This is a genomic window from Nocardia sp. NPDC004340, assembly GCF_053602575.1.
Window position 1 is genome coordinate 1,314,287 of sequence record NZ_JBSGDW010000001.1, and the last position, 24,614, is coordinate 1,338,900.

The 24,614-nt window shown below is 67.9% G+C and carries 25 protein-coding genes; 11 read left to right on the forward strand and 14 right to left on the reverse strand.

What is annotated here, in order from left to right:
• The first annotated feature begins 57 nt into the window (after positions 1-57).
• Complete coding sequence (locus ACWEOI_RS05780) at positions 58-981, forward strand: DNA-3-methyladenine glycosylase family protein (protein ID WP_433673526.1); 924 nt, start codon at positions 58-60, stop codon at positions 979-981.
• On the opposite strand, the gene ACWEOI_RS05785 is transcribed toward ACWEOI_RS05780, so the two are convergent.
• The 3 genes from ACWEOI_RS05785 to ACWEOI_RS05795 are packed head-to-tail and all read right to left on the reverse strand — an operon-like array spanning position 982 to position 3,975.
• Positions 982-2,256 carry an ABC transporter substrate-binding protein gene (locus tag ACWEOI_RS05785; protein WP_452359040.1) on the reverse strand — a complete coding sequence of 425 codons (1,275 nt, stop codon included), beginning with the start codon at positions 2,254-2,256 and terminating at the stop codon, positions 982-984.
• Between the two features lie 11 nt (positions 2,257-2,267).
• Positions 2,268-3,098, reverse strand: coding sequence for a carbohydrate ABC transporter permease (locus tag ACWEOI_RS05790; protein ID WP_452359041.1), 831 nt, complete (start codon positions 3,096-3,098; stop codon positions 2,268-2,270).
• Complete coding sequence (locus ACWEOI_RS05795) at positions 3,088-3,975, reverse strand: carbohydrate ABC transporter permease (protein WP_452359042.1); 888 nt, start codon at positions 3,973-3,975, stop codon at positions 3,088-3,090. The genes ACWEOI_RS05790 and ACWEOI_RS05795 overlap by 11 nt, the downstream gene beginning before the upstream one ends.
• A gap of 212 nt (positions 3,976-4,187) precedes the next feature.
• Between ACWEOI_RS05795 and ACWEOI_RS05800 the strand changes: the two genes are divergently transcribed.
• The 4 genes from ACWEOI_RS05800 to ACWEOI_RS05815 are packed head-to-tail and all read left to right on the forward strand — an operon-like array spanning position 4,188 to position 9,039.
• Positions 4,188-6,068, forward strand: a complete 1,881-nt coding sequence (locus ACWEOI_RS05800; protein WP_433669423.1) for an SCO2524 family protein — start codon at positions 4,188-4,190, stop codon at positions 6,066-6,068.
• Complete coding sequence (locus ACWEOI_RS05805; RefSeq protein ID WP_379275767.1) at positions 6,065-6,997, forward strand: SCO2523 family variant P-loop protein; 933 nt, start codon at positions 6,065-6,067, stop codon at positions 6,995-6,997. Before ACWEOI_RS05800 ends, ACWEOI_RS05805 begins: the two co-directional genes overlap by 4 nt.
• On the forward strand, positions 6,994-8,043 hold the full coding sequence (locus ACWEOI_RS05810) for an SCO2522 family protein (RefSeq protein ID WP_433669421.1): 1,050 nt from the start codon (positions 6,994-6,996) through the stop codon (positions 8,041-8,043). Before ACWEOI_RS05805 ends, ACWEOI_RS05810 begins: the two co-directional genes overlap by 4 nt.
• A 12-nt stretch (positions 8,044-8,055) precedes the next feature.
• A complete protein-coding gene (locus tag ACWEOI_RS05815) occupies positions 8,056-9,039 on the forward strand; it encodes an SCO2521 family protein (protein ID WP_433669419.1) in 984 nt (327 codons plus the stop codon).
• Between the two features lie 9 nt (positions 9,040-9,048).
• Here ACWEOI_RS05815 and ACWEOI_RS05820 read toward each other — a convergent pair whose 3' ends face one another.
• The 3 genes from ACWEOI_RS05820 to ACWEOI_RS05830 all read right to left on the reverse strand — a co-directional run bounded on the left by ACWEOI_RS05820 (position 9,049) and on the right by ACWEOI_RS05830 (position 10,926).
• The gene (locus ACWEOI_RS05820; RefSeq protein ID WP_433669417.1) at positions 9,049-9,909 is read right to left on the reverse strand and encodes a hypothetical protein; all 861 of its coding nucleotides are present in this window, start codon (positions 9,907-9,909) and stop codon (positions 9,049-9,051) included.
• 2 nt (positions 9,910-9,911) lie between these two features.
• Positions 9,912-10,382, reverse strand: a complete 471-nt coding sequence (locus ACWEOI_RS05825) for an N-acetyltransferase family protein (RefSeq protein ID WP_452359043.1) — start codon at positions 10,380-10,382, stop codon at positions 9,912-9,914.
• Positions 10,383-10,722: 340 nt separating this feature from the next.
• Positions 10,723-10,926 carry a hypothetical protein gene (locus ACWEOI_RS05830; RefSeq protein WP_357088694.1) on the reverse strand — a complete coding sequence of 68 codons (204 nt, stop codon included), beginning with the start codon at positions 10,924-10,926 and terminating at the stop codon, positions 10,723-10,725.
• Positions 10,927-11,179: 253 nt separating this feature from the next.
• On the opposite strand from ACWEOI_RS05830, the gene ACWEOI_RS05835 reads away from it, so the two are divergent.
• Positions 11,180-12,067, forward strand: coding sequence for a Scr1 family TA system antitoxin-like transcriptional regulator (locus ACWEOI_RS05835; RefSeq protein ID WP_433669414.1), 888 nt, complete (start codon positions 11,180-11,182; stop codon positions 12,065-12,067).
• Positions 12,064-12,267, forward strand: coding sequence for a DUF397 domain-containing protein (locus ACWEOI_RS05840; protein ID WP_357088699.1), 204 nt, complete (start codon positions 12,064-12,066; stop codon positions 12,265-12,267). The genes ACWEOI_RS05835 and ACWEOI_RS05840 overlap by 4 nt, the downstream gene beginning before the upstream one ends.
• Before the next feature lie 99 nt (positions 12,268-12,366).
• Here the strand turns inward: ACWEOI_RS05840 and ACWEOI_RS05845 are convergent, their stop codons facing one another.
• The 4 genes from ACWEOI_RS05845 to ACWEOI_RS05860 form a co-directional block, all read right to left on the reverse strand.
• Entirely contained in the window at positions 12,367-12,564 is a 198-nt protein-coding gene (locus ACWEOI_RS05845; RefSeq protein WP_357098833.1) for a hypothetical protein, read from the reverse strand.
• A 146-nt stretch (positions 12,565-12,710) separates the two neighbouring features.
• Positions 12,711-13,457: a succinate dehydrogenase/fumarate reductase iron-sulfur subunit gene (locus ACWEOI_RS05850; RefSeq protein WP_357274730.1), complete on the reverse strand. Its 747-nt coding sequence runs from the start codon at positions 13,455-13,457 to the stop codon at positions 12,711-12,713.
• 2 nt (positions 13,458-13,459) lie between these two features.
• Positions 13,460-15,388, reverse strand: coding sequence for a fumarate reductase/succinate dehydrogenase flavoprotein subunit (locus ACWEOI_RS05855; protein ID WP_433669412.1), 1,929 nt, complete (start codon positions 15,386-15,388; stop codon positions 13,460-13,462).
• Positions 15,389-15,428: 40 nt separating this feature from the next.
• Entirely contained in the window at positions 15,429-16,259 is an 831-nt protein-coding gene (locus ACWEOI_RS05860; protein ID WP_433669410.1) for a hypothetical protein, read from the reverse strand.
• A gap of 335 nt (positions 16,260-16,594) precedes the next feature.
• Here ACWEOI_RS05860 and ACWEOI_RS05865 point away from each other — a divergent pair, with 335 nt between their 5' ends.
• Complete coding sequence (locus tag ACWEOI_RS05865) at positions 16,595-17,917, forward strand: thiolase family protein (protein WP_452359044.1); 1,323 nt, start codon at positions 16,595-16,597, stop codon at positions 17,915-17,917.
• Positions 17,918-17,929: 12 nt separating this feature from the next.
• Here ACWEOI_RS05865 and ACWEOI_RS05870 read toward each other — a convergent pair whose 3' ends face one another.
• Positions 17,930-18,217, reverse strand: a complete 288-nt coding sequence (locus ACWEOI_RS05870) for a hypothetical protein (protein WP_433669407.1) — start codon at positions 18,215-18,217, stop codon at positions 17,930-17,932.
• Positions 18,218-18,399: 182 nt separating this feature from the next.
• The gene (locus ACWEOI_RS05875) at positions 18,400-19,386 is read right to left on the reverse strand and encodes an alpha/beta fold hydrolase (RefSeq protein WP_433669405.1); all 987 of its coding nucleotides are present in this window, start codon (positions 19,384-19,386) and stop codon (positions 18,400-18,402) included.
• 229 nt (positions 19,387-19,615) lie between these two features.
• On the opposite strand from ACWEOI_RS05875, the gene ACWEOI_RS05880 reads away from it, so the two are divergent.
• Positions 19,616-20,044 carry a hypothetical protein gene (locus tag ACWEOI_RS05880; RefSeq protein WP_452359045.1) on the forward strand — a complete coding sequence of 143 codons (429 nt, stop codon included), beginning with the start codon at positions 19,616-19,618 and terminating at the stop codon, positions 20,042-20,044.
• A gap of 146 nt (positions 20,045-20,190) precedes the next feature.
• Positions 20,191-20,679 (forward strand): hypothetical protein, encoded by a 489-nt coding sequence (locus ACWEOI_RS05885; RefSeq protein ID WP_433669401.1) that lies wholly within the window; start codon positions 20,191-20,193, stop codon positions 20,677-20,679.
• A 59-nt stretch (positions 20,680-20,738) separates the two neighbouring features.
• On the opposite strand, the gene ACWEOI_RS05890 is transcribed toward ACWEOI_RS05885, so the two are convergent.
• On the reverse strand, positions 20,739-22,694 hold the full coding sequence (locus ACWEOI_RS05890; protein WP_433669399.1) for an acyl-CoA dehydrogenase family protein: 1,956 nt from the start codon (positions 22,692-22,694) through the stop codon (positions 20,739-20,741).
• Between the two features lie 90 nt (positions 22,695-22,784).
• Positions 22,785-23,969, reverse strand: coding sequence for an AAA family ATPase (locus tag ACWEOI_RS05895; RefSeq protein WP_379277031.1), 1,185 nt, complete (start codon positions 23,967-23,969; stop codon positions 22,785-22,787).
• A 156-nt stretch (positions 23,970-24,125) separates the two neighbouring features.
• On the opposite strand from ACWEOI_RS05895, the gene ACWEOI_RS05900 reads away from it, so the two are divergent.
• Positions 24,126-24,380, forward strand: coding sequence for a hypothetical protein (locus ACWEOI_RS05900; protein ID WP_433669396.1), 255 nt, complete (start codon positions 24,126-24,128; stop codon positions 24,378-24,380).
• Positions 24,381-24,614: the final 234 nt, after the last annotated feature.

Consider the following 24,614-nt stretch of genomic DNA (forward strand, 5'->3'; position numbering starts at 1 on the left):
CGTCCCTAGAATGACGCGGTGACTTCCGCGCCGCCCGCCCAGCCCGCTCGCGGGCCGGTGGCTGTCACCGCGGACCACAGCCGGACGCTGAGCTCGGACCGGCCGCTGGATCTGGCCGCCACCATCTCCCCGCTGCGCCACGGTTTCGGCGACCCTTGCCACCGCGAGACCCCCGACGGCTCGCACTGGCACGCCTCGCGGATGCCGTCGGGCGAGGTCACCTACCGGCTGCGGCAGCGCGACCGCCACACCGTGGACGCCCGCGCCTGGGGTCCGGGCAGCGAGGAATTCCTCGAGCAGCTGCCGCGCATGCTGTGCCTGGACGAGGACGTCAGCGACTTCAGTCCCGAACATCCCAAGATCGTCGAGGCGCACCGCCGCAATCCGGGCCTGCGCATGCTCCGCACCGACCTGGTGTGGGAGGCGCTGGTTCCCGCGGTGCTGGAACAGAAGGTGCACACCAGGACGGCCCACGATTCCTGGCGGAAACTGGTGTGGCGCTACGGGACTCCCGCGCCCGGACCTGCTCCCGAAGGGCTGCGGGTGATGCCGGACGCCGAGACCTGGCGGCACATCCCGTCGTGGGTCTACCACCGCGCCAATGTCGGCCCGCAGCGTTCGAAAACCATTGTGCTGGCGGCCCGGATCGCGCCGAAACTGGAGCAGGCCGCCACCCTGAGCCACGCGGACGCCGCGCACCGGCTGCGGACCGTGCCGGGGATCGGGATCTGGACCGCCGCCGAGATCGCGCAGCGGGCCTTCGGTGATCCGGATGCCCTGTCGGTGGGCGATTTCCATCTGGCCGCCACGGTCGGCTGGACCCTGCTGGGTGAGCCGATCGACGACGACGCCATGGTCGAATACCTGGAACCGCTACGCCCGCACCGGTATCGCGCGGTGCGGCTGCTCGGGCTGGCCGGGTTCGCGCACAAGCCGAAGTTCGGTCCGCGCACGCCCTATACCGATCACAGCCGCATCTGATCACCGCTGTTCGGCCGCGGACTCCGCCGCCTGCTGCGCGCGGGTCAGGGCTTCGGGCACCGGGATACGGCCCAGGTACATCTCATCGAAGATCGGCGTGACCGCTTGCAGCGCTGCCGGGAATCCGGGCCCACCACCGGCGCTGATCGTCCGGCCGCGCAGTACGTCGAAGAACGGTGACACGTCCACGCCGTGCCGCGCCCAGTAGTCGCGATACACCTGCTGCTCCGACACCACCGCCGGAATCGTGTTCCCGTCCAGGCCGAGATAGCGGTTGCCGGCCGCGCTCCCCAGCCACGCCAGGACGCGCCGCGCCGCGTCCGGATGCGGGGTGGCGGCATTGCCCGCGACCCCGATGGCATTGTTGGCGCTGACCCGACCGGCCGGTCCCTCGGGAATCATGGCCAATCCCCACTGGAATCCGGCGTTCTGCGTGATGGTCGCCAGATTGAAGGTGCCGGACTGGAACAACGCCATGCGGCCCTGCAAGAAAGCGTTCTTGGCGAAGTCACTGCTGGTAATGGTGTCGGCGGCCGACGGTGACAGCCGGTCGGCCACCAGACCCACGGTGTATCCGTAGGCGTCGCGCCCCTGGGGTGAGTCGAACGAGAATCGCCCGTCCCGCTGGAACTGCCCGCCCGCCGAGCCCAGATACGGCAGCGAGATCGATTGAAAGTCGTTGGCGGCGTTGTACGGCCACGCCGAGACCGCGGCCAGTCGCCGCAGGACGGGACGCAAGGTGTCCCGCCCCGGATCCGGGTTCCACCGCAGCCCGGCCAGTTCACCCGGATCCACTCCGGCCTGCCCGAGCAGGTCCCGATTGACGTAGACCGCGCTACCGCCGTCCACGAATTGCGGTACCGCCCAGAGCGTCCCGTTCCGGGTGAACTGCGTGACGGCCTGGGGATCCCAGCCGTGCGCGGCCTCCGGTCCGAGCGCCGCGCCGATATCCATCAGGTGCCCGCTGTCGGCGTAGTCCTCGTAGAGGTTGGTCCAGAACAGGTCGTCGGCGATCCCGCCCGCCACGTCCAGCCGCAGCTTCTGCGCGTAGGACGCCCACGGCACCAGCGTGATTCGCACCTCGACATCCGGGTTGGCGCGCTGGAACTCGTCCAGCGAGGCCCGGTAGGCGGTGACGAAACTCTGATCCCAGATCCGCAGCCGCACCACCGTCCGCCCGCCGCTCTCCGCATCGCGCCCGAGCCACAACGCCGCGGCCACCAGCAGTACCGCGACCACGATGATCCCGAGGACCACCCGGGTCGAATCCTTCACGCGGAGGCTCCTCATTTGAGTCCCGTCACCGCGATGGATCGCAGCACCTGTCGCTGGAAGACCACGAACAGCAGCACCAGCGGCGCGATGGCCAGCGTGGTGGCGGCCATGATCAGCGTCCACTGCGCGTTGTACAGGGTCTGCATGTTGGCCGTAGCCACGGTCAGCACCTGCCACTTCGACCCGGAGGCGGCGACCAACGGCCACATGAAGCTGTTCCACTGCGAGACCACGGTGATGACGGTGAGGGTGGCCAGAATCGGCCGGCTCATCGGCACCACCACGCCGAACAGGATGTCGAGGGTGTTCGCGCCGTCGACCCGCGCCGCGTCGATGATCTCCCCCGGAATGGCCAGGAAGTACTGGCGCAGCAGGAAGATCGCGTACGGCGACCCGAACAGGAACGGCAGCACCAGCGCCCAGAAGGTGTTGAGCCACCCCAGTTTCGCGAACATGAGGTACAGCGGCACGAGGGTGACCGCACTGGGCACCATCATGGTCCCGAGGTACACCCAGAAAAGCACGTCCCGGCCGGGAAATCGGGTGCGCGCGAACGCATATGCCGCCAGGATCGACGTCACGAGTTGTCCACAGGTTATGCACACCGTCATCAGCGCGGTGACCGCGACGGCCCGGCCCAGCCCCTGATCCAGCACCGTGCGGAAGTTATCCACAGTCACTGGATCCGGTGTGGCCAGAGCGGATTCGGCCGCGAACTGCTTGGGAGTCTTGAACGCCGTCATGGCGCTCAACACGAGTGGCGCCACCGTCAGCAGCGCCCCGAGGATCAACACCCCGTACGCCACGACCGCCCGCGCCGCCGCCCGCCGGTCAGTACTCATAGCTGGTCCGATTCCGGAAGTACCGGTGCTGCGCCATCGTGATCACGAACATCACCGCGAACACCACCACCGCCATGACCGCGGCCCGCCCCGGATGCGCGGCGTCGAACGCCTCCGAATAGATCCGCATGGCAACGACATCCGTGTGATGCCCCGGCCCGCCCTTGGTCAGCGCGTACACCGCGTCGAAGGTCTGGAAAACGCTGAGCACCCCGGTGACCAGCACGAAGAACATGGTCGGCCGCAACAGCGGCAGGATCAGCCAGCGCACCCGCCGCCACCCGACGGCCCCGTCCAGGGCGCCCGCGTCGAGGATCTCGGGCGGGATGGCCCGGATCCCGGCCACGAAAAACAAAGCCACATATCCGACATTCATCCACACGATGACCGCGGCGACGGCGGGCAACGCCAGGCTGGGCGAGCTCAACCACTCCACCCGATGCCCGAGCAGAGCGTTCAGCGCCCCGCCGGTCGGCGCGAAGATCCACTGCCACACCACGCCCACCGCCACGGGCGCGCACATCCACGGCAGCGCGTAGACCACCCGCAGCACGGTCCCGGCCCGCCCGCGGCGCGCCAGCAGCGCGGCCACCGCGAATCCCAGAACCGTCTGCACCGGCATCACCAGCGCTGTCAAGGCCAGCGTCACCAGGATGGAATGTCCGAATTGCCGGTCGGTGAGCACCGATCGCCAGTTGTCCCAGCCGGTGAATCGGATGGGCCCCAGCAGATTCCAGCTGTGCAGGCTGAGCCACAGCACCACCGCGATCGGCAACAGCAGGAAGCAGCCGATCCCGAGCAGGCTGGGCAGCAGCAGCGCGTAGCCGACCGCGGCGTGCCTGGTGCCGGCTGTGGCGCGGCGGGCCGTCCGGTCCATGTCGGGCGACGCTACCGGCCCGGCGCGGGTGCGCGCGCCACCCCACGCCCGACTTGCCCGATATTGTGTGATGTCCGATATTGCGCTGTGCGCGACGCGATTTCGAGCCCGCTTTCCACCCGGTGCGCGGTGTCGGCGCATGATAGTTTGTGCCGCGCTCGTACATTGCGATGACGGCGAGGCTGGCCACGACAGGGCAGGGGACGGCGTCGATGAGAATCAAGCCACGGGAGCAGATCCTCGGAGTCTGGCGGTCGCTGCTGACCGCGTGCTACCAGGACGAGGCCTGGGTCTGGGGCGGCCGCAACGGCTCCAACTCGATCAGCGACGCCGAACAGCTGCTGTGCCTGCTGTATCCGGCCACCGAGATCGACGGGTTCGGCCTGGAGACGCCCGACGAGATCGCCAAGGACATCCTCGCGGTGCTGTCCCCGCTGGGCGATGACGGCCTGCGAATCGGCGAGCGGGTGGTGTGGCTGCTCGAGCAGTACGTCGAACGGCACACCGACCACGATCCGGACACCGGCAGGGAACTGCCGAACTTCGCCGCGGGCAGCTATCTGGCCTCTTCGAACGGCGCCGAGCCCACCTCGGAGCAGCACGCGCTCGAAGTCGTCGACTCCTATTCGATGTCGCTGACCCTGTGCCTGGCGGCCCTGAAGTTCCTGCGCGGCTTCAGCGGTCCGGTGTCGGCGCTGGCGGTGGGCCGGCGGAACCGGCTCGCCATCGACCTGGGCCCGCGCATCGACCGCCTGGACGCCCACATCAATACCCGTCTGACCGCCGCGATGGTGGGGCTGATCCGCAGTTTCGTGGTGAACACGGTGACGCCCAAATCCCCGGCCGGCCAGGCCATGCTGTCGATGCTGAATCAGACGGGCGGTTCCACCGACGCGGTGGTGCGCGCGGTGCGGGACCGCCTGGACCGGGTTCGGATCCGACTACGCAACGACGCCACGCTGAGCCAGATCGAGGGCGTCGACCTGGACAGTTCGGACATGTTGTTCGAATGCGGCTGGAGCTGGGCCATCGTCCGCAAGGCCGCCGACATCGACTTCGTGGACCTGCCCATCGCGCAGCGGCCCGGCCACGCCGTCGCCCGCCCCTACCTGCATTTCACCGTGGTGGCGCTGGACGGCATCAACGACCTCACCTCACAGCGCACCCGCGAACTCGACCTGCTCGACACCGAGCAGCGCCGCCTGGCCGAGGCGCTGCAGCTGCGCTGGGATCTGGCCCAGCGGTACTGGGCGGCGGTGGCGCGCTTCGGCAATGGCCGCTGGCCGCTGGAGGACATTCCCTGGCGCACCTCCGACGGCGAGGAGTCCGACTACTTCAGTCTCATCGTGTCCGCGGTGCTCATGCAGGATCTGCTCAACCGCGAGGCCAATGACGACGACCTGGATCGCGCCGCCACCATCTTCGACGAACTGGCCCGCCGCGGCCGCATCATCCGCCGCTTCACCGCCGAGGACCCGGCCCGCACCATGCACACCCCGGGCGTGAGTCTGCGCCTGCTGGGCAGCGAGGAGCTGGACGGCCCGCTGCTGCTGTGGACCGTATCCGACTACGCCACGGTGCTTTTGAAGCGCACCCTGCAGGCGGCCCGGCTCTCCGGCACCATCGAGACCCGGGATCAGCTGATGGCGCTGGCCCAGGCCACCATGGACCACCTCGATCTGCGCGCCTTCCGTGAGGGACCGGCCACCGGCCTCTGGGACGACCCCAGCCGGATCTTCGGCGGCAGCGATTCGCATCTGCCGTCCTGGTATCTCACCGAGCGCGTGGTCGAGTGCATGGTGACCGCCGCCCGCATGTACCGGGAACCGCCGCTGCGCGCGCCGAACTCGGTGACCCGCGCGATGGAACTGCTCACCGAGGCCGAACACCTGCTCAACCGGGAGATGCTGGAGCTCAGCGAAACCGACGTCTCCGCGGGCCGCACCGCTTTGGCGCTGGCCGAACAACGCTTGGAACGGGCCCGCACACTCATCGACGAGCGCCCGGGCACCGCCGTCAGTCTGGCCTCGCAGGCCCTCATGGAGCTGGACGAACTCGCCTACGCCCGGCTCGACGCCACCAGGAGCGAATGACCGTGCTCGTGTTCTCCGCGTCCGACAAGGGCGGCACCGGCCGCTCGGTCACCAGCTGCAATATGGCGTACTGGCTGAGCATGAAGGGCCACAAGGTCGCCTATCTGGACTTCGATTTCGGATCGCCCACCGCGGGCGGCACTTTCGAGATCAGCCGCATCGACAACGGGGTGCGCGACGGCACCGGCCTGCACGCGTACCTGCTCGACGAGAACGGCTCCCCCGCCCGGCTGAGCGTGCGCTCGGAGACCGACCGGATGGAACTGAGCCGGTCCCGGCATCCCTCGGGCCGCTTGGTGCTGTTCCCCGGCGATCTCGGCGGCTCCGAGTTCACCACCCTCGACGAGCGCATGATCGACCGCTGCGCCGCGCTGTTCGCCACCTGCGAGCAGGAATTCGACGTCACCTTCGTGGATCTGAGCGCGGGCCGCTCCATCGCGCTCGCGCTCGCGCTCAGCGCGACCAAGCAGTCGCAGTTGTCGCGCGCCGTGTGCCGGTGGCTCATCTTCCATCGCTGGACCCGCCAGCACATCGCCGCCGCCCGCGGCCTGGTGCACGACGACCACGGGGTGCTGGCCACGGGGGAGGCGTGGGGACACGACCGCACCGGACTGCTGAACTCGCTGCGCTTCGTCCGCATCGCGGTCCCCGAACTGAACCGCACCGCCGGACTGCGTCCGGCCCAGGCCGCCTGGCTCCAGGAACAACACAACACCCTGACCCGCGCGGCCAACCGGCACGGGATGGGTCCGAGCGGGATACTGGGCCAGACCCCGGTGGAACCGATGCTGCAATGCCGGGAGCAGGTGATCCTGGATGTGGATGTCGCCGCCCACGTCGCCAATGCCGAGACCGTGGACGCGTTCCGCACGCTCACCGAGAAACTCATGAACGACGCCGTCTGGGAACAGGTGGAGATACGCAGATGAGCTCCGCGACCGATTACAGCGAGGCCGGTGAACGCAACCGCGTGGCCGGGCAGCCGCTCTCGCACCTGTCCATCGAGGTCGGGCACTTCTACATGGACGAACTGGTGAACGGCGTCGACCGGATCCGCGCGCAACTGCGCAAGGTCGCGCCCATCGTCGAGACCCAGATCGCCGCCGCCGAAAAGGAATTCGGTCCGGGCGCCCGGGTCAGCACCTGCTTCCTGGTCGACGACTACTTCTGGGGCCGCACCCCGGGTCGCGGCCGTGACGCCCGCCGCGTCGCCGACCCCCGGCACGTGCTCGAGAAACTGCTGACCGCCGCGGAGGAATGCGAGGTCCGCATCGACTACCTGGCCCGCGAGGCCGGGTGCGCGGAGGTGCCGTCCTTTCTGGACGGCGAACCCGTGGGCGAACCGGTGCGGCTGGCCGAGATGATGGCGGCGCGCATCGTCGCCGAACCCGAACGCGACAGCACCGGCCGTCGCCCGCCCACCGTCGAATCCGGCTGGCTGTGCAACGGCCGCCGCTCCTCGGAATACGATGCCGGCCAGGCCATGCGGATCGCGCGGTACCGGCCGCCGGAGGAATTCGGGGCGCGCAACCACTCCATCTTCCTGGACGTGCAGCTGTGGAGCCGGCAGCTCGAGGAGGTGGCCGGACAGCAGGAGGAACGCATCCTCTGGTCCTGCCCGTTCCTCGCCTCCATCTGGCAGTTGTTGCGGCTGGGGATGATTCGCGACGAGGGCGCCATGGTGGCCGCCCCCGTGCCGTGGGACGACCCGTGGCCCGAGGAGTGGTCCCGGCTGCCCGCGGTGGTGCAGCTGAATCCGCAGGCCAAACCGTTCGCCGCCTATCGGGCGCTGTCGGTGCTGCCCTACAGCTACCTGGGCATCGAGCACGCGGTGCGGGTGATCCTGGACCACCTGCAAATCGACGACGACGTGCACGCCAAGCTCGCCGAACGCGGTGCGGGCGAACGGATTCCGGTCGAGGTGCCGCGTCAGGCCACCCGCCGGTTGAACCACCTGTTCCTCGGTGACGTCTGAGGTGGCCGCCCTATGAGCGATCCGCTGGTCCTGCTGGGGGAGGTGCGCACGGCGCTGCTGCCGAATGCGGGGGGACTGGCGGCGCGGGAGGCGTCCGCCCTGCTCTCGCTGCTGCCCGGGCAGCGGGTGCTGATGCGGGAGCGCCCACTGGCGCTGGCCATCTCGCCGACTACACCGGTGGGCGTGGACTGCCGACTGGCGACGGTGTCGCGGTCCGACAGCCGGGCCATCGGCACGGTCGCCGCGCACGCGGTGCTGGTGGGCGGCCGGGTGATCCAGAGTTCGGCTTGTTCCACCGTGGTACGGGCGGCCAATCAGAACCGGCGGGCCTGGTCGCACTATCTGAACCGGGTCGGGACCGTCGAACTGGTGCACCGCATCGGCGACGACACCGCCACGGCGGTCGACCTCACCGAGGGCTTCCTGGAGGCGTCCAGCGCCACCACCCTCGACCTCGGCTCGATCAGCGAACGACTGCTCACCCGGGTGCGCAACGATCCGCGGCTGGACCAGGACCCGCCGGTGCACTCCGGGGCGACCCGGCTGCGGTGGGCCGCCCGGGTCGCGCCGCCGGTGGACGGGAGCGCGCGGGGGCGGACGCTGTTCGCCTTCCGGCTGGAGGACGAGAACACCCGATCGGTCCGGATCATGGTGCCGACCGTCCGGGATCTGGCCGGGGTGCAGCGCTTCTGCGAAGATCTCGCCGTGCACGACTGGCTGCTGTCCACCCTCGCCGCCGCGCTGTCGGACGCGAATCGTCCCGTGCTCGAACGCGATCCCACCGGCGAACTGGCTCCCCTGCTCGAACAGCTGGTGCACCTGTGGATGCCGGGCGCGCACACCCCGCCCCGGCTGCGTGAACTGTGGACCCGGCTGGAATCCGATCCCGGCTTCACCCGGCAGTGGACCGCGCAGGTCGGGCACCTGCGCGACCGGCTGGCGGTGGCCACCCTGGAGGCGCTGCGCAGCTCCAAGATCAGCACCGTGCAGTGGTGAGGACTGGTCTCAGAGCCGGAACCAGCGACGCACCAACAGGGCGAAGAACACCGACATGGTGACCGCGCCGGTGTACGCCTCGGTGACGAACACCGCCCGGCCGCCCACCCGCAGGTGATCGGTATCGCCGATACCGAGCGGGTTGAGGTAGTTCATCAGCACCTGGTACACCGTCACGGCCACCGGCTGCTCCGCGCGCAACGCCACCGCGCCGGTGAAGACCAGAAGCTGGAACACCACGAACCACAGCATCCGGAACGGCCGATACCCGTAGCCGCAGACCAGATCCGGGACCAGGCCGCCGAGCCGCCGCCAGGCCTGCGGCTGCGCCTGCCGCCGGGCGCGGGACAGCGCGAGCCCGCAGCGGTCCTCGGCGTCGGTGTCCTCGTCGATGCGGTACAGACTGCCCGCGCGCCGATAGGCCAGGGCGGCATGGCCGGGCAGTCCGGCCTGGACCAGCGGACGGCCCAGACGTTCGTATGCCTCGGCGAGCAGCCGATTCTGGGTGCGGCTCAACCGGAGCGGACCCCGGAACTCGACCTCCGCGGCGATGAGCGCCGCGAGCAGCTCGTTGACCGGCACGGCCTGTGGATCCGGCCCGGCCGGGCGGCGCAGCGCGGGCGCGTAGATGTGGCCGAAGACGAGACTGTCGCCGGCCCGGCGGATTCCGGGCGGATCGTAGGTGGCGACCACCGCCTCGGTGTGCCGGGTGAACAGATCCAGCAGGGGTTGTTCGGTGGCACGCCGGCGCAATCCGTGTGGCTGGGCCAGGAATTCGGTGATGCTCTCGCCGTAGGCGTCGGCGTGGCGCTCGATCCGCATGCTCATATCGGCCACGAAGGGTGACGACGGCGCGCTTCTCTCGAGCATGATCAATGATAGATCCTGTGCACCAGCACATCTCGGGGCTCATCGGCGCCGAAGTAGCTGGGCTCATGGTCCGCCCAGGCGAAGCCCACCTCCTTGTACAGGTGGTAGGCGGTGCGATTGCCCGGCTTCACGGTCACGTAGACCTGTTCGGCGTGGACCTTGCGGCATTGGGCCAGTGCGGCTTCCAGCAGGACCCGGCCGAAACCGCGGCCGCGGCACGCGGAAGCCACGGCGAAGCCGAGGAACCACGCCGTGCTGTCGCCGTCGATGGCGGTGAGGACATAGCCGCACACCTCCCCCGCATCTTCAGCAACCGTCCAGTTTGCTCCGTGCAATTCGAACAATTGCCGCAGAACAAAATACGGATACGCGAGATGCTCGAACTCGACCACCTCGAGCGCCCGAATGGCGTCCAGATCCGCGAGCGACGCAGTCCGACATACCGGAATATCCGGCTCTTCGAAGGCCGACAACGGTGTTCCCCTCCACCCCGGGCGCATAGTGCGATGGATTCCAGGGTAAGCGTCACGCCGAGCGTTGGGTGCGGTTCGGCCCGCCCGCCGTCTGTGGAACAAACGGGCCGAACCGCGCTGCTGCACGCGGTGGGGACCACGCCGCCGCTGCCCGGAGGTTAGGCGCGGGGCGTTCGAAAGCGCTGTGCGGCAGCGTTTATCGCGGCCGGGGGCCTTCCCCGGTATGTCCCGGGCCGCGAAATCTTCCGGGTGTGATGGCGCGTGGAACGGGCGTCGAGCACCAGCCACAACAGCCGATACACGACCCGGTCGAAGCCCGAGTGCGCCGGATCGACGGCCGTCATGGCAACGCGCGCTCGTCGAGCACGCACCGTCCCTCCTCCACCAGGGTGGCCCGGGCTCGTCGACGCACCTTGCAGGTCTGCACGGTGCAATCGAGGTGCAATTGCATTGCTGCGTGCGCCTGTTCGGCGGTCATCACCCCGGGATCCCGGCGGCAGCGCGACAAAACGGCGATGTGCAAATTGAGGGACGTCAGTTGCATGTCCAGACCACTCCTCGTTCCCGCTGGTTCCTGAAGTGCCCGGAGGTTCAGGAAAGGAAAGGGGCCTAGCTACACCGCTCCGGGCACACATCTAGCACACCACGAGCAGACGCCAAGCGGGCGAATTTCGACAAGGAGAACGCAAAATTGCGCGAATTCCCAGCAGCGAATCCACTTGGGAGAGGACGATTCTCCATAGTGGACGAACCTCGCGTCCCCCGATCCATGCCCGCGAACGCGAATGGAGCGTGTTGTGTCAGAAGGTCCCGCGTCATCCACACTGCCGCGCCGCCAGCTCGGCCGCTACCTACGGGACTGGCGTATCCAGGCAGGACTGACCATCGCCGAGGCCGCCAAGCTGATGGAGTGGGGCGCCAGCACCCTGCAGCGGCTGGAGAAGGGCAACGCGGACCGCATCCGCACCATCGACATCCAGGAGCTGTGCCGGATCTACGGGATCCCCGTCCAGATCGCCGACGGACTCAAGGGTTTGGCACAGCAGGCGGCCGTCAAGAGCTGGTGGCACTCCTACGGCGACCTGATTCCCGAGAACTTCGACGTCTACGTGGGTTTGGAGGCATCCGCGCAGCAGTTGTCCTGCTACCAATCGGAATTGGTGCCGGGCCTGCTGCAGACCTCCGACTACGCAAGGGCCCTGAACCGGCTCGGATACCCGGAAGAGACGGTGGCCGAGGTGGATCGGCGCGTTCAGCTGCGCATGCAGCGCCAGGCCATGATCACCCGGCGCATGCACCCGGCCGCCATCGCCATGGTGCTGCACGAATCGGTATTGCGCCGCCTGGTGGGAGGTGCAAGGGTGATGGCGGCGCAGGTGCGGCATTTGGCGGAACTGAGTACCCGATCCAATGTCGTCCTGCGTATCCTGCCCTTCGCCGCCGGTGTCCCCCTGGGACTTTCGACCGGCCCGTTCGTGATCCTGGAGTTCGGATCCGACAGCAAGGGGCAGCCGGTGGAGCCCCCGGTGGTCTACGTGGAGGGGTTCACCGGCGATCTGTATCTCGAGAGACAGGGCGACGTTCAGCGTTACCGCCGGGCCCAGGAGGGGCTGGAACGCTGCGCGTTGGACGTCCAGGACAGCAGAAGCCTGCTGCGGCAGGTGGCGAAGGAGTATTCGGCATGAGTGTGGAGCTTTCCGGGGCCCGCTGGTTCAAGAGCAGCCGCAGCGGGGCCGGTAAGGAATGCGTCGAAGTGGCGTTCCTGCCCGCGGGCCGGGTCGGCGTGCGGGACAGCAAGAATCCGCAGGGGCCGGCGCTGGTGTTCGGCGCCGCGGAGTGGTCGTCGTTCACCGCCGGCCTCGAAAACGGGCGCTTCGACAGGTGATTCGCGTGCGGCGGACGATTCGCGAGCGTTGAGAGAACTGAACGAGGTGCGCGGGCTCTTGGGCCCGCGCACCTCGGTATCAGTCGTTCACGATCACACTCAGAGAATCGCGACTACTCCGATCGCGACGGCGGCCACCAGCACACCGATCGCGACCGAAGGCATCAAAGCGCCGGTCAGTACGTATACGCCCATCGCCGATACCGCGAAGAGCATCCCTACGATCAGCCGTTCGACCCAGTCGTCAGGACCCAATTTGCGGTACCGGGGACGTGCATTCTTCAGTCCTCGGTCCACGAATAGTTGGATACCCATGTTTTAACGCGCGTAAACATGGTTTCGTTGCCGAACGGCTGCCGTTTCGTGATCAACTTCCAGCGCTGGGAATCCGGGGCCCCGCGCTGGTGCGCGGGGCCCCGGTGGCAGATTTTCTGTGGTGTTCGTCAGCGACGGAACAGTTTGTTTCCCAGCCAGACGATCGGATCGTATTTCCGGTCCACCACGCGTTCCTTGAGCGGGATCAGCGCATTGTCGGTGATCTTGATGTGCTCGGGACACACCTCGGTGCAGCACTTCGTGATATTGCAGTAGCCCAGCCCGGCGTCCTCCTGAGCCAGATCGCGGCGATCCGCCACATCGAGAGGATGCATTTCGAGTTCCGCAATTCGCATCAGGTAACGCGGGCCTGAGAATGCGTGCTTGTTGTCCTCGTGATCACGCACGACGTGACACGTGTTCTGGCACAGGAAACACTCGATGCACTTGCGGAATTCCTGTGACCGTTCCACATCGGCCTGCTGCATCCGATAATCGCCGGGCTTCAGATCCACCGGCGGCGTGAACGACGGAACCTCGCGCGCCTTCCGGTAATTGAACGACACATCCGTGACCAGGTCGCGAATGACGGGGAAGGTGCGCATCGGCGTCACCGTCACCACTTCGTCCTCGGTGAACGTCGACATCCGGGTCATGCACAGCAGCCGCGGCCGGCCGTTCACCTCGGCCGAGCACGAACCGCACTTGCCCGCCTTGCAGTTCCAGCGCACCGCCAGATCCGGGGCCTGGGTGGCCTGCAGGCGGTGGATGATGTCGAGCACCACCTCGCCCTCGTTCACCTCCACGGTGAAGTCGTGCAGGCCGCCGCCCTCGGTATCGCCGCGCCACACCTTGAACTTCGCCTGATAACCCATGGCTATTCCGCCTTTCCGGCGTCGTCCCGCAGCTCCGCGAGATCGGCGGGGGAGTAGTACTTTTCGAGTTCGGCCAGGTCGAACAGCCGCAGCAGCTCGGCGCGCATCGGGATCTGGGCCTCGGAGGTGACGGTGACCGCGGGCACCGAGAAGCCGACCTCGTCGTCGCCGATCGTGCAGACCAGCAACTGATTCCGCCACACCGGATCCATGCCCGGGTGGTCGTCGCGGGTGTGGCCGCCGCGGCTCTCGGTGCGCAACAGCGCCGCCTGCGCGACGCATTCGCTGATCAGCAGCATGTTGCGCAGGTCGATGGCCAGGTGCCAGCCCGGGTTGAACTGCCGGTGCCCCTCCACGGTGACGTGGTCGTAGCGATCGCGCAGTTCGGACAGCTTCTCCACGGCCTGCTTCAGCTCGTGTTCCTTGCGGATGATGCCGACCAGGTCGTTCATGGTCTGCTGCAGGTCCATGTGCAGGGTGTAAGGGTTCTCCCCCCGGCCCTCGTCCGGCGGATCGAACGGCGTCACCGCCGCTTTCGCGGCCGCGGCGATATCGGTGTCGGAGATCTTGGGCCGCGCAGCCAGCTGCTCCACATAGGTGGCCGCGCCCAGCCCGGCGCGACGGCCGAACACCAGCAGGTCCGACAGCGAGTTGCCGCCGAGCCGGTTGGATCCGTGCAGGCCGCCCGCGCACTCACCGGCCGCGAACAGGCCGGGCACCTTCGCCGCCTGGGTGTCCGGGTCGACCTCGATGCCGCCCATGACGTAGTGGCAGGTCGGCCCGACCTCCATCGGCTCCTTCGTGATGTCCACGTCCGCCAGCTCCTTGAACTGGTGGTGCATGGACGGCAGCCGCTTGACGATCTGGTCGGCGGGCAGCCGCGAGGCGATGTCGAGGTACACGCCGCCGTGTTCGGTGCCGCGCCCCGCCTTCACCTCTTCGTTGATGGCTCGTGCCACCTCGTCACGGGGCAGCAGGTCCGGGGTGCGGCGGGCGGAGTCGTTGTCCTTCAGCCACTGGTCCGCCTCCTCGATGCTCTCGGCGTACTGCCCCTTGAACACCGGCGGGATGTAGTCGAACATGAACCGCTTGCCGTCGGAGTTCTTGAGCACCCCGCCGTCGCCGCGCACACCCTCGGTGACCAGGATGCCCTTCACCGAGGGCGGCCAGACCATGCCGGTCGGATGGAACTGCAGGAACTCCATATTGATCAGCGAGGCCCCGGCGCGCAGCGCGAGCGCGTGGCCGTCGCCGGTGTACTCCCAGGAGTTGGAGGTCACCTTGTAGGACTTGCCGACACCGCCGGTGGCGATGACCACCGCGGGCGTCTCGAACAGGATGAAGCGGCCCGATTCCCGCCAGTAGCCGAAGGCCCCGGAGATCTTGTCGCCGTCCTTGAGCAGTTCGGTGATGGTGCACTCGGCGAAGATCTTGATCCGCGCCTCGTAGTCGCCGGTCTGCGCGAAATCCTCCTGCTGCAGCGAGACGATCTTCTGCTGCATGGTGCGGATGATCTCCAGGCCGGTGCGGTCACCGACGTGCGCCAGCCGCGGATAGGTGTGGCCGCCGAAGTTGCGCTGGCTGATCCGCCCGTCCGGGGTCCGGTCGAACAGCGCCCCATAGGTTTCCAGCTCCCACACCCGGTCCGGGGCCTCCTGGGCATGGAGCTCGGCCATGCGCCAGTTGTTGAGGAACTTCCCACCGCGCATGGTGTCCTTGAAATGGACCTGCCAGTTGTCTTTCTCGTTGGCATTTCCCATGGCGGCCGCGCAGCCGCCCTCGGCCATGACGGTGTGCGCCTTGCCGAACAGGGACTTGCAGACCACCGCCACCGACAGACCGTGTTCGCGGGCCTCGATCACCGCACGCAGACCGGCACCGCCGGCACCGATCACGACGACGTCGTACTTGTGCCGCTCGACTTCAGGCATGGAACCGAATACTCCTGGGAGACTGAGGAATAGAGGACTGTCAGCCGATGAGGCGAGGATCGGAGATGGTTCCGCTCGCGACCAGCATGACGTAGAAATCGGTGAGGACCAGCGTGCCCAGCGTGGTCCAGGCCAACTGCATGTGCCGGGTGTTCAGCTTCGACACCACGGTCCAGAAGCGGTAGCGCACCGGGTGCTGCGAGAAGTGCTTGAGCCGCCCGCCCGCGATGTGCCGGCAGGAGTGGCACGACAGCGTGTACGCCCACAGCAGCAGGGCGTTCCCGGTGATGATCGCCGTGCCCAGGCCGATGCCGAAGCCACCGTCCTTGGCGTGGAAGGAGATCACCGCGTCATAGGTGTTGATCACCGAGATGAGCACCGCGACGTAGAAGAAGTAGCGGTGCGCGTTCTGGATGATCAGCGGAAGCTTGGTCTCCCCAGAATATTTGGCGTGCGGCTCGGCCACGGCGCAGGCCGGCGGGGACATCCACACCGACCGGTAGTAGGCCTTGCGGTAGTAGTAACAGGTGAGCCGGAACAGCAACAGGAACGGCAGCACCAGGAAGCCCAGCGGAATCCACATGGGCAGGTTGCCGATCGGGGTGCCGAAGTGGCTCGAGCCCTCGACGCACGAAGCGCTCAGACAGGGCGAATAGAACGGTGTCAGATAGTGGAAGTCGTTCACCCAATACGCGGTCCGCACAAAGGATCTGACGGTCGCGTAGACAACGAACGCCCCCAGTCCGAGCACCGTCAATGCCGGCGGCAACCACCACCGGTCGGTGCGCAGCGTCCGTGCCGCGATGGCGGCCCGACCCCTGCTGAAAACCCCGGTACTCGATTCAGAAGCCTTGACTGGTGCGGCGCTCACTGCTGGATGCCTCGCTGCTCTACCCCGTGGAACGTCATCGTTACCTCCGGCATCGAATGTGATGGTGAGCACCCTACGACAGGAGTGCTATTACTCGAGCTCGCATCAGCTATTTCGTGATCCCGTGATTTACGCCACATTTCCTGCGAGCTTTCATGTTTCGTTCGCGTAGTGAACTAACGGCAATCGCGCGAACCCGGCAGGCTGTCACGGGGATTGGGCGATTCGGGATTTCGCAGCTCCGGGGTGTCGTTTCCGCCGGTTACACGCCGTCACACGGCAGCAACAACGGTGTGGTGGCCTGTGCCCCTGATGAGGGTTGAAGGGAGCCGCTGATGAGACGAGCCGCCATCGTGATGCCGATGCGCACGCCCGTGGGCTTGCCCGGTGGAGCATTGGCCGCGGTGTCACCGAACCGTCTGGTCGGAACAGTGCTTTCGGCGGTGCTCGGCCGTTCCGGCATCGACCCGAAGCGAGTGGAACAGCTGGTCACCGCGGTCCCCGACTTCGACGCCATCCGGCCGTCCCTGGCGCACTGCGGCCTGTCCGCCGAGCTCGGCGACTTCGCGGTGGGCACGGGATCCGGTGGCGGACTACGCGCCCTGGTCACCGCCGCCATGATGGTGCGCACCGGCGCGGCCGATGTGGTTCTCGCCGTGGGCTCCGAATACCCTTGCGCAGCAGACTCATTCGATGCGCAATCGGCCAGCGTGCCGCCCTTTCCGGCGCCCCGTCCCGGGCCCGGGGACCCCGCGGGGCCCAGCACCGACGAGCAGATCGCGCTCTGGGCTGCCGAACCGCCGCGCGGACAAGCGGAATCGCTGCTGACCGAACAACTCGCCCACGATCACGGTCTGGACCGCGCCGCCGCCGACGACTTCGCCGCCGCGAGTCACCGCCGCGCCGCCCGTGCGCACCGCCAGGGCGTCTTCGGCGCGGAGATCGCGCCGGTGGTGGTGTGCTCACGGCCCGACGACCCGAGTTCGGACGTGGTGCGTCTGGTCGACCGGGATGAAGGCCTGCGCGACGACGTCTCCCCGCGCGCCTTCGCCGCACTGTCCCCGTTCCGGTCCGGCGGCGTGTCCACCGCGGCCAACTGCAGCACCCGCGGGCTCGCCGCGTCGGCCTGCCTGGTGGTCGCGGAGGATCGCCTGGTGGATCTGGGCCTCGAACCCCTGGGCTATCTGACGGATTGGGCCGGTGCCGGCGCGGCCGCCGGGACGACGGCGCCCGCCGCGACAGCCGCGGTCGCGAAGGCCCTGTGGCGCAATGGAGTCGGATTGCCCGAACTGGAATTGCTGGAGGTCGAGGAGACGTCCGCGGTGGAGGTGCTGGCCGTGGCGCGCACCCTGGGTCTCGTGAGCCACACCGGCGGTCTCGCGGACGCCGCCGGTGACCGGCTGAACGTGCACGGCGGCTCGATCGCCCTGGGCGATCCGGGCGGGGCCGCGGGCCTGCGCATGGTCACCACCATGCTGCACGAATTGGCGCGGCGCGACGGCAGCCTCGGGCTCGCCGTGACGCCGACGGGCGCCGGCCGCGCCCTGGCCGCGGTCTTCGAATCACCGGATCGGACACCGGTTTCCGAGGCTCCGCGCGGGGCCCGCTTCCGTGGTGCGGGCGGCAGACGGTCGGGCCGGGGTCGCCACCGGCCCTGAGGATCGTCGGGACTACTCGGTGCGGGGACGGGAGTGGAAGCCGAGACCCTCGTCCTGCGCGCCCATCCAGGCCGCCTCGTCGTGCTTGGCGTCCGGGACGTAGATCGTCTCCTGCTTCGCGGCGGGGGACTCCGGCGGCGGGGTCTGCTCGAACTCGTCGGCATCGATGCTGAGCCGCTCCAGATCGTTCTCCAGCCGGCGGACGGTGCCCGCGTCTCCGTAGTGCGAGCGCAGCGCGCCCACGCACTGGCGGAGCTGGCCAACCGCGTAGCGGAGTTCCGCAATCTCGCTGCGTGTCATCGAAAACCTCCTCGACCCGTGTGACAGACCACACATCGTGATCTACAACACAGTACGTGATCATGCGGGATTCGTCTCGTTCGCGATGGATATTTGCTGGTCGAGGGCCTGTCGAGAGCGCTCGAATTGGGGTCTGACACGTTTCAGATCCACGAATCGGGCCGTTGCCGAGCGGCTTCCGGCTACCCCGCGATGGCGTACTCGGGACCGCCGTCGGGGCCGAAATCCGGGTCCCCGGCCCGCATGGCCGCGGTCGCCCGCGCCACCAGCCCGACCACCGCCGCGGCCACCTCCTCGGCCCGCTCCAGGATCACGCTGTGCCCGGCCCCGTCCAGGCGCACCAGCTCGGCGTCGTCGACCTGGGAGGCCAGTACCACCGAATGCGCGAACGGGATCATGATGTCCGCCGACCCGGCCAGCACCAGCACCGGAATCGAGCCCAGCCGGTGCAGGGTCGCGGACTCGTCGAACTGGATCAGCGACTCCAGGAAGCTGGCCATGGTCAGCAGCGAGGTGTCGTTGAGCATGGCCGTCGCCACCGCCAGCATGCGCGGGCTCACCTTCCGGGTGCCCAGGGTGGCATCGCGCATGATCGGCTCGAAGATCCGGCGGCTCAGGTGCTTCGAGGCCTGCATGGCCCGCGGCGCGCGCTTCACCGCGGCGCGCAGCGAGCTCACCGCGGGCGGGCTCAGCAGCCGTCCCAGCCCCACCCGGGTCACGCCGTTGGCGGCACTGGAGATCAGGCCGACGCCCACGATCCGGGTGCCGATGGCCAGCGGGTGCAGCCGGGCGTACGCCAGCACGGTCATGGCGCCCATCGAATGCCCCACCAGCACAACGGGTCCGGTCGGCACCACGGACCGCAGCACCGCGTCCAGATCCTTGGCCAGCTGCTCGATGGTGTAGGTCGAGGGGTCCGCATTGCCCGAATCACCGTGTCCGCGATGGTCGTAGAACACCATGTGGGTGTCCTCGCCCCAGGTCTCCATCAGGTGCCCGCGCATGAACGCCCACGATTCGGCGCGCAGGCAGTGCCCGTGCACGAACACCACGGTGACCGGGGCATCGGTGGCGCCGAACTCGCGAACCGCGAGGGGCACGCCGTCATCAGCCGTGACGGTGATGTGGCGGCCGTCGAAATCGGCCGCGCGAGAGTTGAGCGTGGACATGACGTCCTCCTGAAGAGTGCGCCTTCTTGCCCGGTTGTCGGAATGGATGCCCCCGGCGTTAACCCCCCACACCAGGCGTTATGCACAAGTTGTCCAACTGTCTCCGCTGATCTATACAGCCTGCCGACGGATCCTCCCCGCCCTCGGCAACTTGCACCTCATGAATATCTACTTAGATCTAGCGAAAACAATAGAAACTCGTAGATAAGCCACGACTAAAGTTGACCCGGTGACACGAGACCGCTTGTTCGGGTTCGTCCATATCACCGGCCACGTGTGCTGGTGGGTCTTCGTCGTCGCGACCCTGTGGCCGGCCGGCGCCGATTTCAGCTGGACCGGCGACGCCGACATGCCCCGCAGATACGCCGACTACATTCCCTCCGACGGCTTCTGCACGGCCAGCCCGATCGCGGTCATAGCCTTCCTCGTCCTGATCATCGCCGCCGCCGTCGAAGCGGCCGCGGTCGGCCGCCTGCTCCCTGGCCTGATGACCGTCGGCACCCCGTTCGTCGCCGCCATCGTGCTCTGGTCGGTGAATCCGACCGGCTGCGGCGGCCACGGCACCTCCGCCGTCCTCCCCGCCCTGCCGACCGTCCTCCTCGCCATCGCCCTCCGCGAGATCTGGGCCCGAGCCTTCGCCCCCCACCCCTCGTCCTGAGAATCTGCCGCTATATAGGTAAGTCACTAGATATCGGCAGACTTCTATTGCACCCTCGGTCAGAAACGGCGTGCATTCTGTTTCAACCTCCCCGCGGTATCCCGCTGGGTGCCTTCAGTTTTGAGCTAGGAAAAGGATCTACCAACGTGCTCGATCTTCGAATCCGCCGTTCCGGTTTCACTGCCGTGGGCTTCGCCGTCGCCGCGTCGGCCGCGGTCCTGGCAGCGCCGATGGCGGCTGCCAGCGTCTACGGTCTGTCGATCGAGAACGCCGGTGGGGATCACTATGTGGACACCCCGTACAAGCTCACGGCAGGCCTCGGCGGCGGGTTCTATCTCAATACCACCGTGACGTTCTCGGACAACGGCACAGTGCTCGGTACCGTGGGGCCGACCGCGATCTACGACGCCAATGGGGTCGCGGTGGCCGGGAACGCGTATTTCACCTGGACACCGAAGACAACGGGTACGCACACCATCGTGGCCGAACAGCTCACGCCCGAGGCGAACGCGATCCCGCAGCAGACGATCACGGTGACTGTGACGCAGACCCCGGCGCCGGCTCCGGCGCCCAAGACCGGTAGCGCCGACTCGATTCCGGTTCTCGGTGGTCTGCTGAGCGCTCTCGGCCTGTAGTCGGCAGGCGGACACCCATTTCGGCATCCGGGTGTCCGCCAGCCGCTCGGCCGATCCGCCTAGGTCGTGGCTCCCGTCTTCGTGGATGGCAGGAACGGGCGGATCAGGTTCGGCTCCACCGACGGCCCGAACTGCCATTCGGCGATCCAGGGGCCGGTGCCTTCGCTCGGGTCCAGGGCGCCGCCTTCGACCCATCGGTAGCGGCCGTCGAGGATGCCGCGGGTCAGGTCGGTGTCGGCGTCGTCGGTGTTGGACCAGAGGGCGTCGAAGAGGCGCTCGATGCGGATGCGGGACTGGCGGCAGAAGACTTCGGCCAGTTCTTCGGCGGCCTCGCCGTCGGGGCTGCCCGCGACGCGGAGGGACTGGGCGCGGACGCAGGCGGCGGCCATGGCGAACAGTTCGGCGCCGATGTCGACGATGCGGCCGAGGAAGCCCTGCTTGTATTCGAGCTTGGCCTGCCAGCGGGCCATGCCGTACATGAGGGCGCGGGCCTGCTTGCGGGACATGCGTTCGACGTAGCGCATGTGGCGGGCGAGGGGGCCGAACTCGCCGTAGCTCACCGGGGCGGTACCGGCGCCGACGGCCAGTTGCGGGAACCACTTGGCGTAGAAGCCGCTCGCGCCGACCGCCGCCTTGGCCTTGTCCTTCAGTTCGGCATTGCGGTCGACCAGGGCGCCGGCGGCGGCCATGTGGGCGTCGGCCATCTCGCGGGCGATGAGTAGGCGCATGATCTCGCTGGAGCCCTCGAAGATGCGGTTGATCCGCAGATCCCGCACCAATTGCTCGGCGGGGACCGCCCTTTCGCCGCGGGCCCGCAGCGAGGCGGCGGTCTCGTAGCCGCGGCCGCCGCGGATCTGCACCAGTTCGTCGGCGATCTGGCAGGCCATCTCCGAGGCCCACAACTTGGCCAGCGCGGCCTCGATGCGGATGTCGTTGCGGTTCTCGTCGCACATGGTGGCGGACAGGTCGAGCACCGACTCCAGCGCGAAAGTCGTTGCGGCGATGAAGGACAGCTTGGTGGCGACCGCGCCGTGCTCGCCGACCGGGCGGCCCCACTGCACCCGGGTGGCCGACCATTCCCGCGTGATCTTCAACGACCACTTGGCCGCCGCGGTGCACATGGCCGGAATCGCCAGGCGGCCCGCGTTGAGGGTGGTGAGCGCGATCTTCAGCCCGTCGCCCTCACGCCCCACCAGGTTTCGCTTCGGGACCCGCACATTGTGCATGCGGGTGACGCCGTTCTCGATGCCGCGCAGACCCATGAACCCGTTGCGCCGTTCCACCGTGATGCCGGGGCTGTCGGCCTCCACGATGAACGCGGAGATGCCGCCGCGGTGCCCCTCGCTCTTGGGCACCCGCGCCATCACCACCAGCAGTTCGGCCACCACGCCATTGGTGGTCCACAGCTTCACGCCATTGAGTTCGTAGGCCTCGCCGTCGGCGGTCGGGGTGGCGGTGGAGGCCATGCGCGCCGGATCGGAGCCGACATCGGGTTCGGTGAGCAGGAACGCGCTGACCGCGCCCTTGGCGCAGCGCGGCAGGAACTCCCGCTTCTGTTCCGGGGTGCCCGCCAGCTTCAGCGGCTCCGGCACGCCGATGGACTGGTGCGCCGAGAGCAGTACGCCGAGGCTGGCGTGCGCCGAACCGACCAGCATGAGCGCGCGGTTGTAGCCGACCTGCGAGAGCCCGACGCCGCCGTATTCCTCGGGAATCTTGAGCCCGAAGCAACCGAGTTCGGCCAGCCCGCGCACGTACTCGTCGGGGATGCGGCCCTCGGCCTCGATGCGGAGGCCGTCGATGGTCTCGCAGAACGCGCGCAGCCGGGTCAGGTAGGCCTCGATCTTGGCCTCGTCGGCGGCGCTGGGGCGGGGGAACGGATGGATGAGGTCGAGCCGGAATCGGCCGAGGAACATCTCCTTGGCGAAGGATGGCTTGGCCCAGGTGGTTTCGCGGGATTCCTCGACGAGTGCTCGGGCCTGTTCTTCGGTGGCGTCGACTTTGGCGACAGTCGCCATGATGTCCTCCTCGACCGTGATGAGAATCACATTCGAGTGTAGGAGCCTTTGTTACCCACCGGTAGGGGTAGATCCACCGTTCGCCTTTTCCTATTGCACGCCACGGAGATAGCGGCCGAAATGCGGAACCGTGAATCCGATGGTGCCGCGCTCGGCCGAATAGATGAGTCCCTTCTTGATCAGCCCGTCCCGGGCCGGGGACAGAGACGCAGGTTTTCGCCCCAATTCGTTGGCGACCGCCGAGGTGGCGACCGGTCCGTCGTCTCCGGACAGATCGGCCATCGCGCGCATGTATTCACGCTCGGCGGGCGTTGCGCGTTCGTAGCGGGAACCGAAGAAACCGACCGCCAATTCTTCTTCGGCGGCGGGTGACGCCACCGCCACGTCCTCGGCCGAGATCGGACTCCGCGCCGCCGCGTCCCACGCCGCCTTGCCGTACGCCTGCACGAAGTACGGGTAGCCGTCGGCCTTCTTGTAGAGCGCGTCCAGCGCCTCCGTCGAGTACTCCACGCTCTCCCGCTCGGCGGGAGCGATCAAGGCCTGGTCCGCAGACTCCCGATCCAGCCGATCGATCCGGTGATAGGAGAACAACCGCTCGGAGTAGCTCTTGGACGCGGTCAGCACCGCGGGCAGGTGCGGCAGCCCCGCCCCGACCACGATCAAAGGCGCGGCGTCCTGGCTCAATTCGTGGCAGGCCCCGCAGATGGCGGAGATGTCGGCGGCCCCGAGATCCTGCATCTCGTCGATGAACACCGCGATCCCGATGCCGTGATCGCGCACCAGCGCCGCCGCCTCCACGAGCAGCTCGACGAGGTCGATCTCGATGTCTCCGGAGTCGGCGCGCCCGGTCACCGCGGGCACGTCGATGCCCGGGTTCCAGCGGTCCCGCATGCCCTTGTCGGCGGTGGAGCGCAGCGCGAAAGCCTTGAGAATCCCCAGGAAATCGTCCACCTGCTCCGGATTGCGGTGTCCCACAGCCAGGGAACGCACCGCCATGTGCAGCGCCGAGGCCAGCGGCCGCCGCAGTTCCTGATCCGGTCGTGCCTCCAGCTTGCCGGTGCCCCAGCCGCGGGTACGAGCCGCGGAGCGAAGCTGGTTGAGCAGCACCGTCTTTCCGACCCCGCGCAGTCCGGTGAGCATGACGCTGCGCTCCGGCCTGCCCTTCGCCACCCGTTCCAGCACGATGTCGAAGGCCGCGAGCTGCCGGTCCCGGCCCGCGAGCTCCGGCGGCCGCTGCCCCGCGCCGGGCGCGTACGGATTCTTGACGGGGTCCATGCGGCCCAACCGTAGCGCGGGAATCACGGATTATCCGGGTATCTATGGCGGGCCCTAGACGCAGCTATCGACCGGCATGCGGCACATGTGCCCGCGGTGTCGCCGGGGGTCTCTACCCTTATGCCTGATTCGTTGGGATCCAGGGCAGGAGGGTTCATGTCGGAAGAAGTCGTACCCCCCACCGTCGCGGAGGTGGTCGAGTCCTGGAACGTCCCCGCCGAGGCGGTGGTCGCCGCGCGCATCCGCAACAACATCCTGGTCGCCATCGAGCGCGGGTACGACGATCCGCAGCTGGTGGCCGACCTCGCGGTGGGACCGCTGGTGATGGCCCTGGGCCAGTTGGAAGTGGACCTCGCCGACGCGCGCCGGCGGATTGCCGAACTGGAGCGGGGCGCCCAGGCGAAGAGTTGATAACGGCCGGAACGATCACCTATATCGTCTCGTGATCCATGGCTCTTTACACCGAAATGACCGCTTAGCGGGACGTTTTCGGAAACATCGGACACGCCACCCGTGTCGGGTGGACAACCGGGCGACCGAGTCGTAATCTTCTCGTGACTTAGCGGAGTCTGTTGCTTCATCGGAGAGGCAGCCCGCGAAGTTACAAGCAGCACGATCGGAGATGCGTCTCAGTGGGTAAGCACA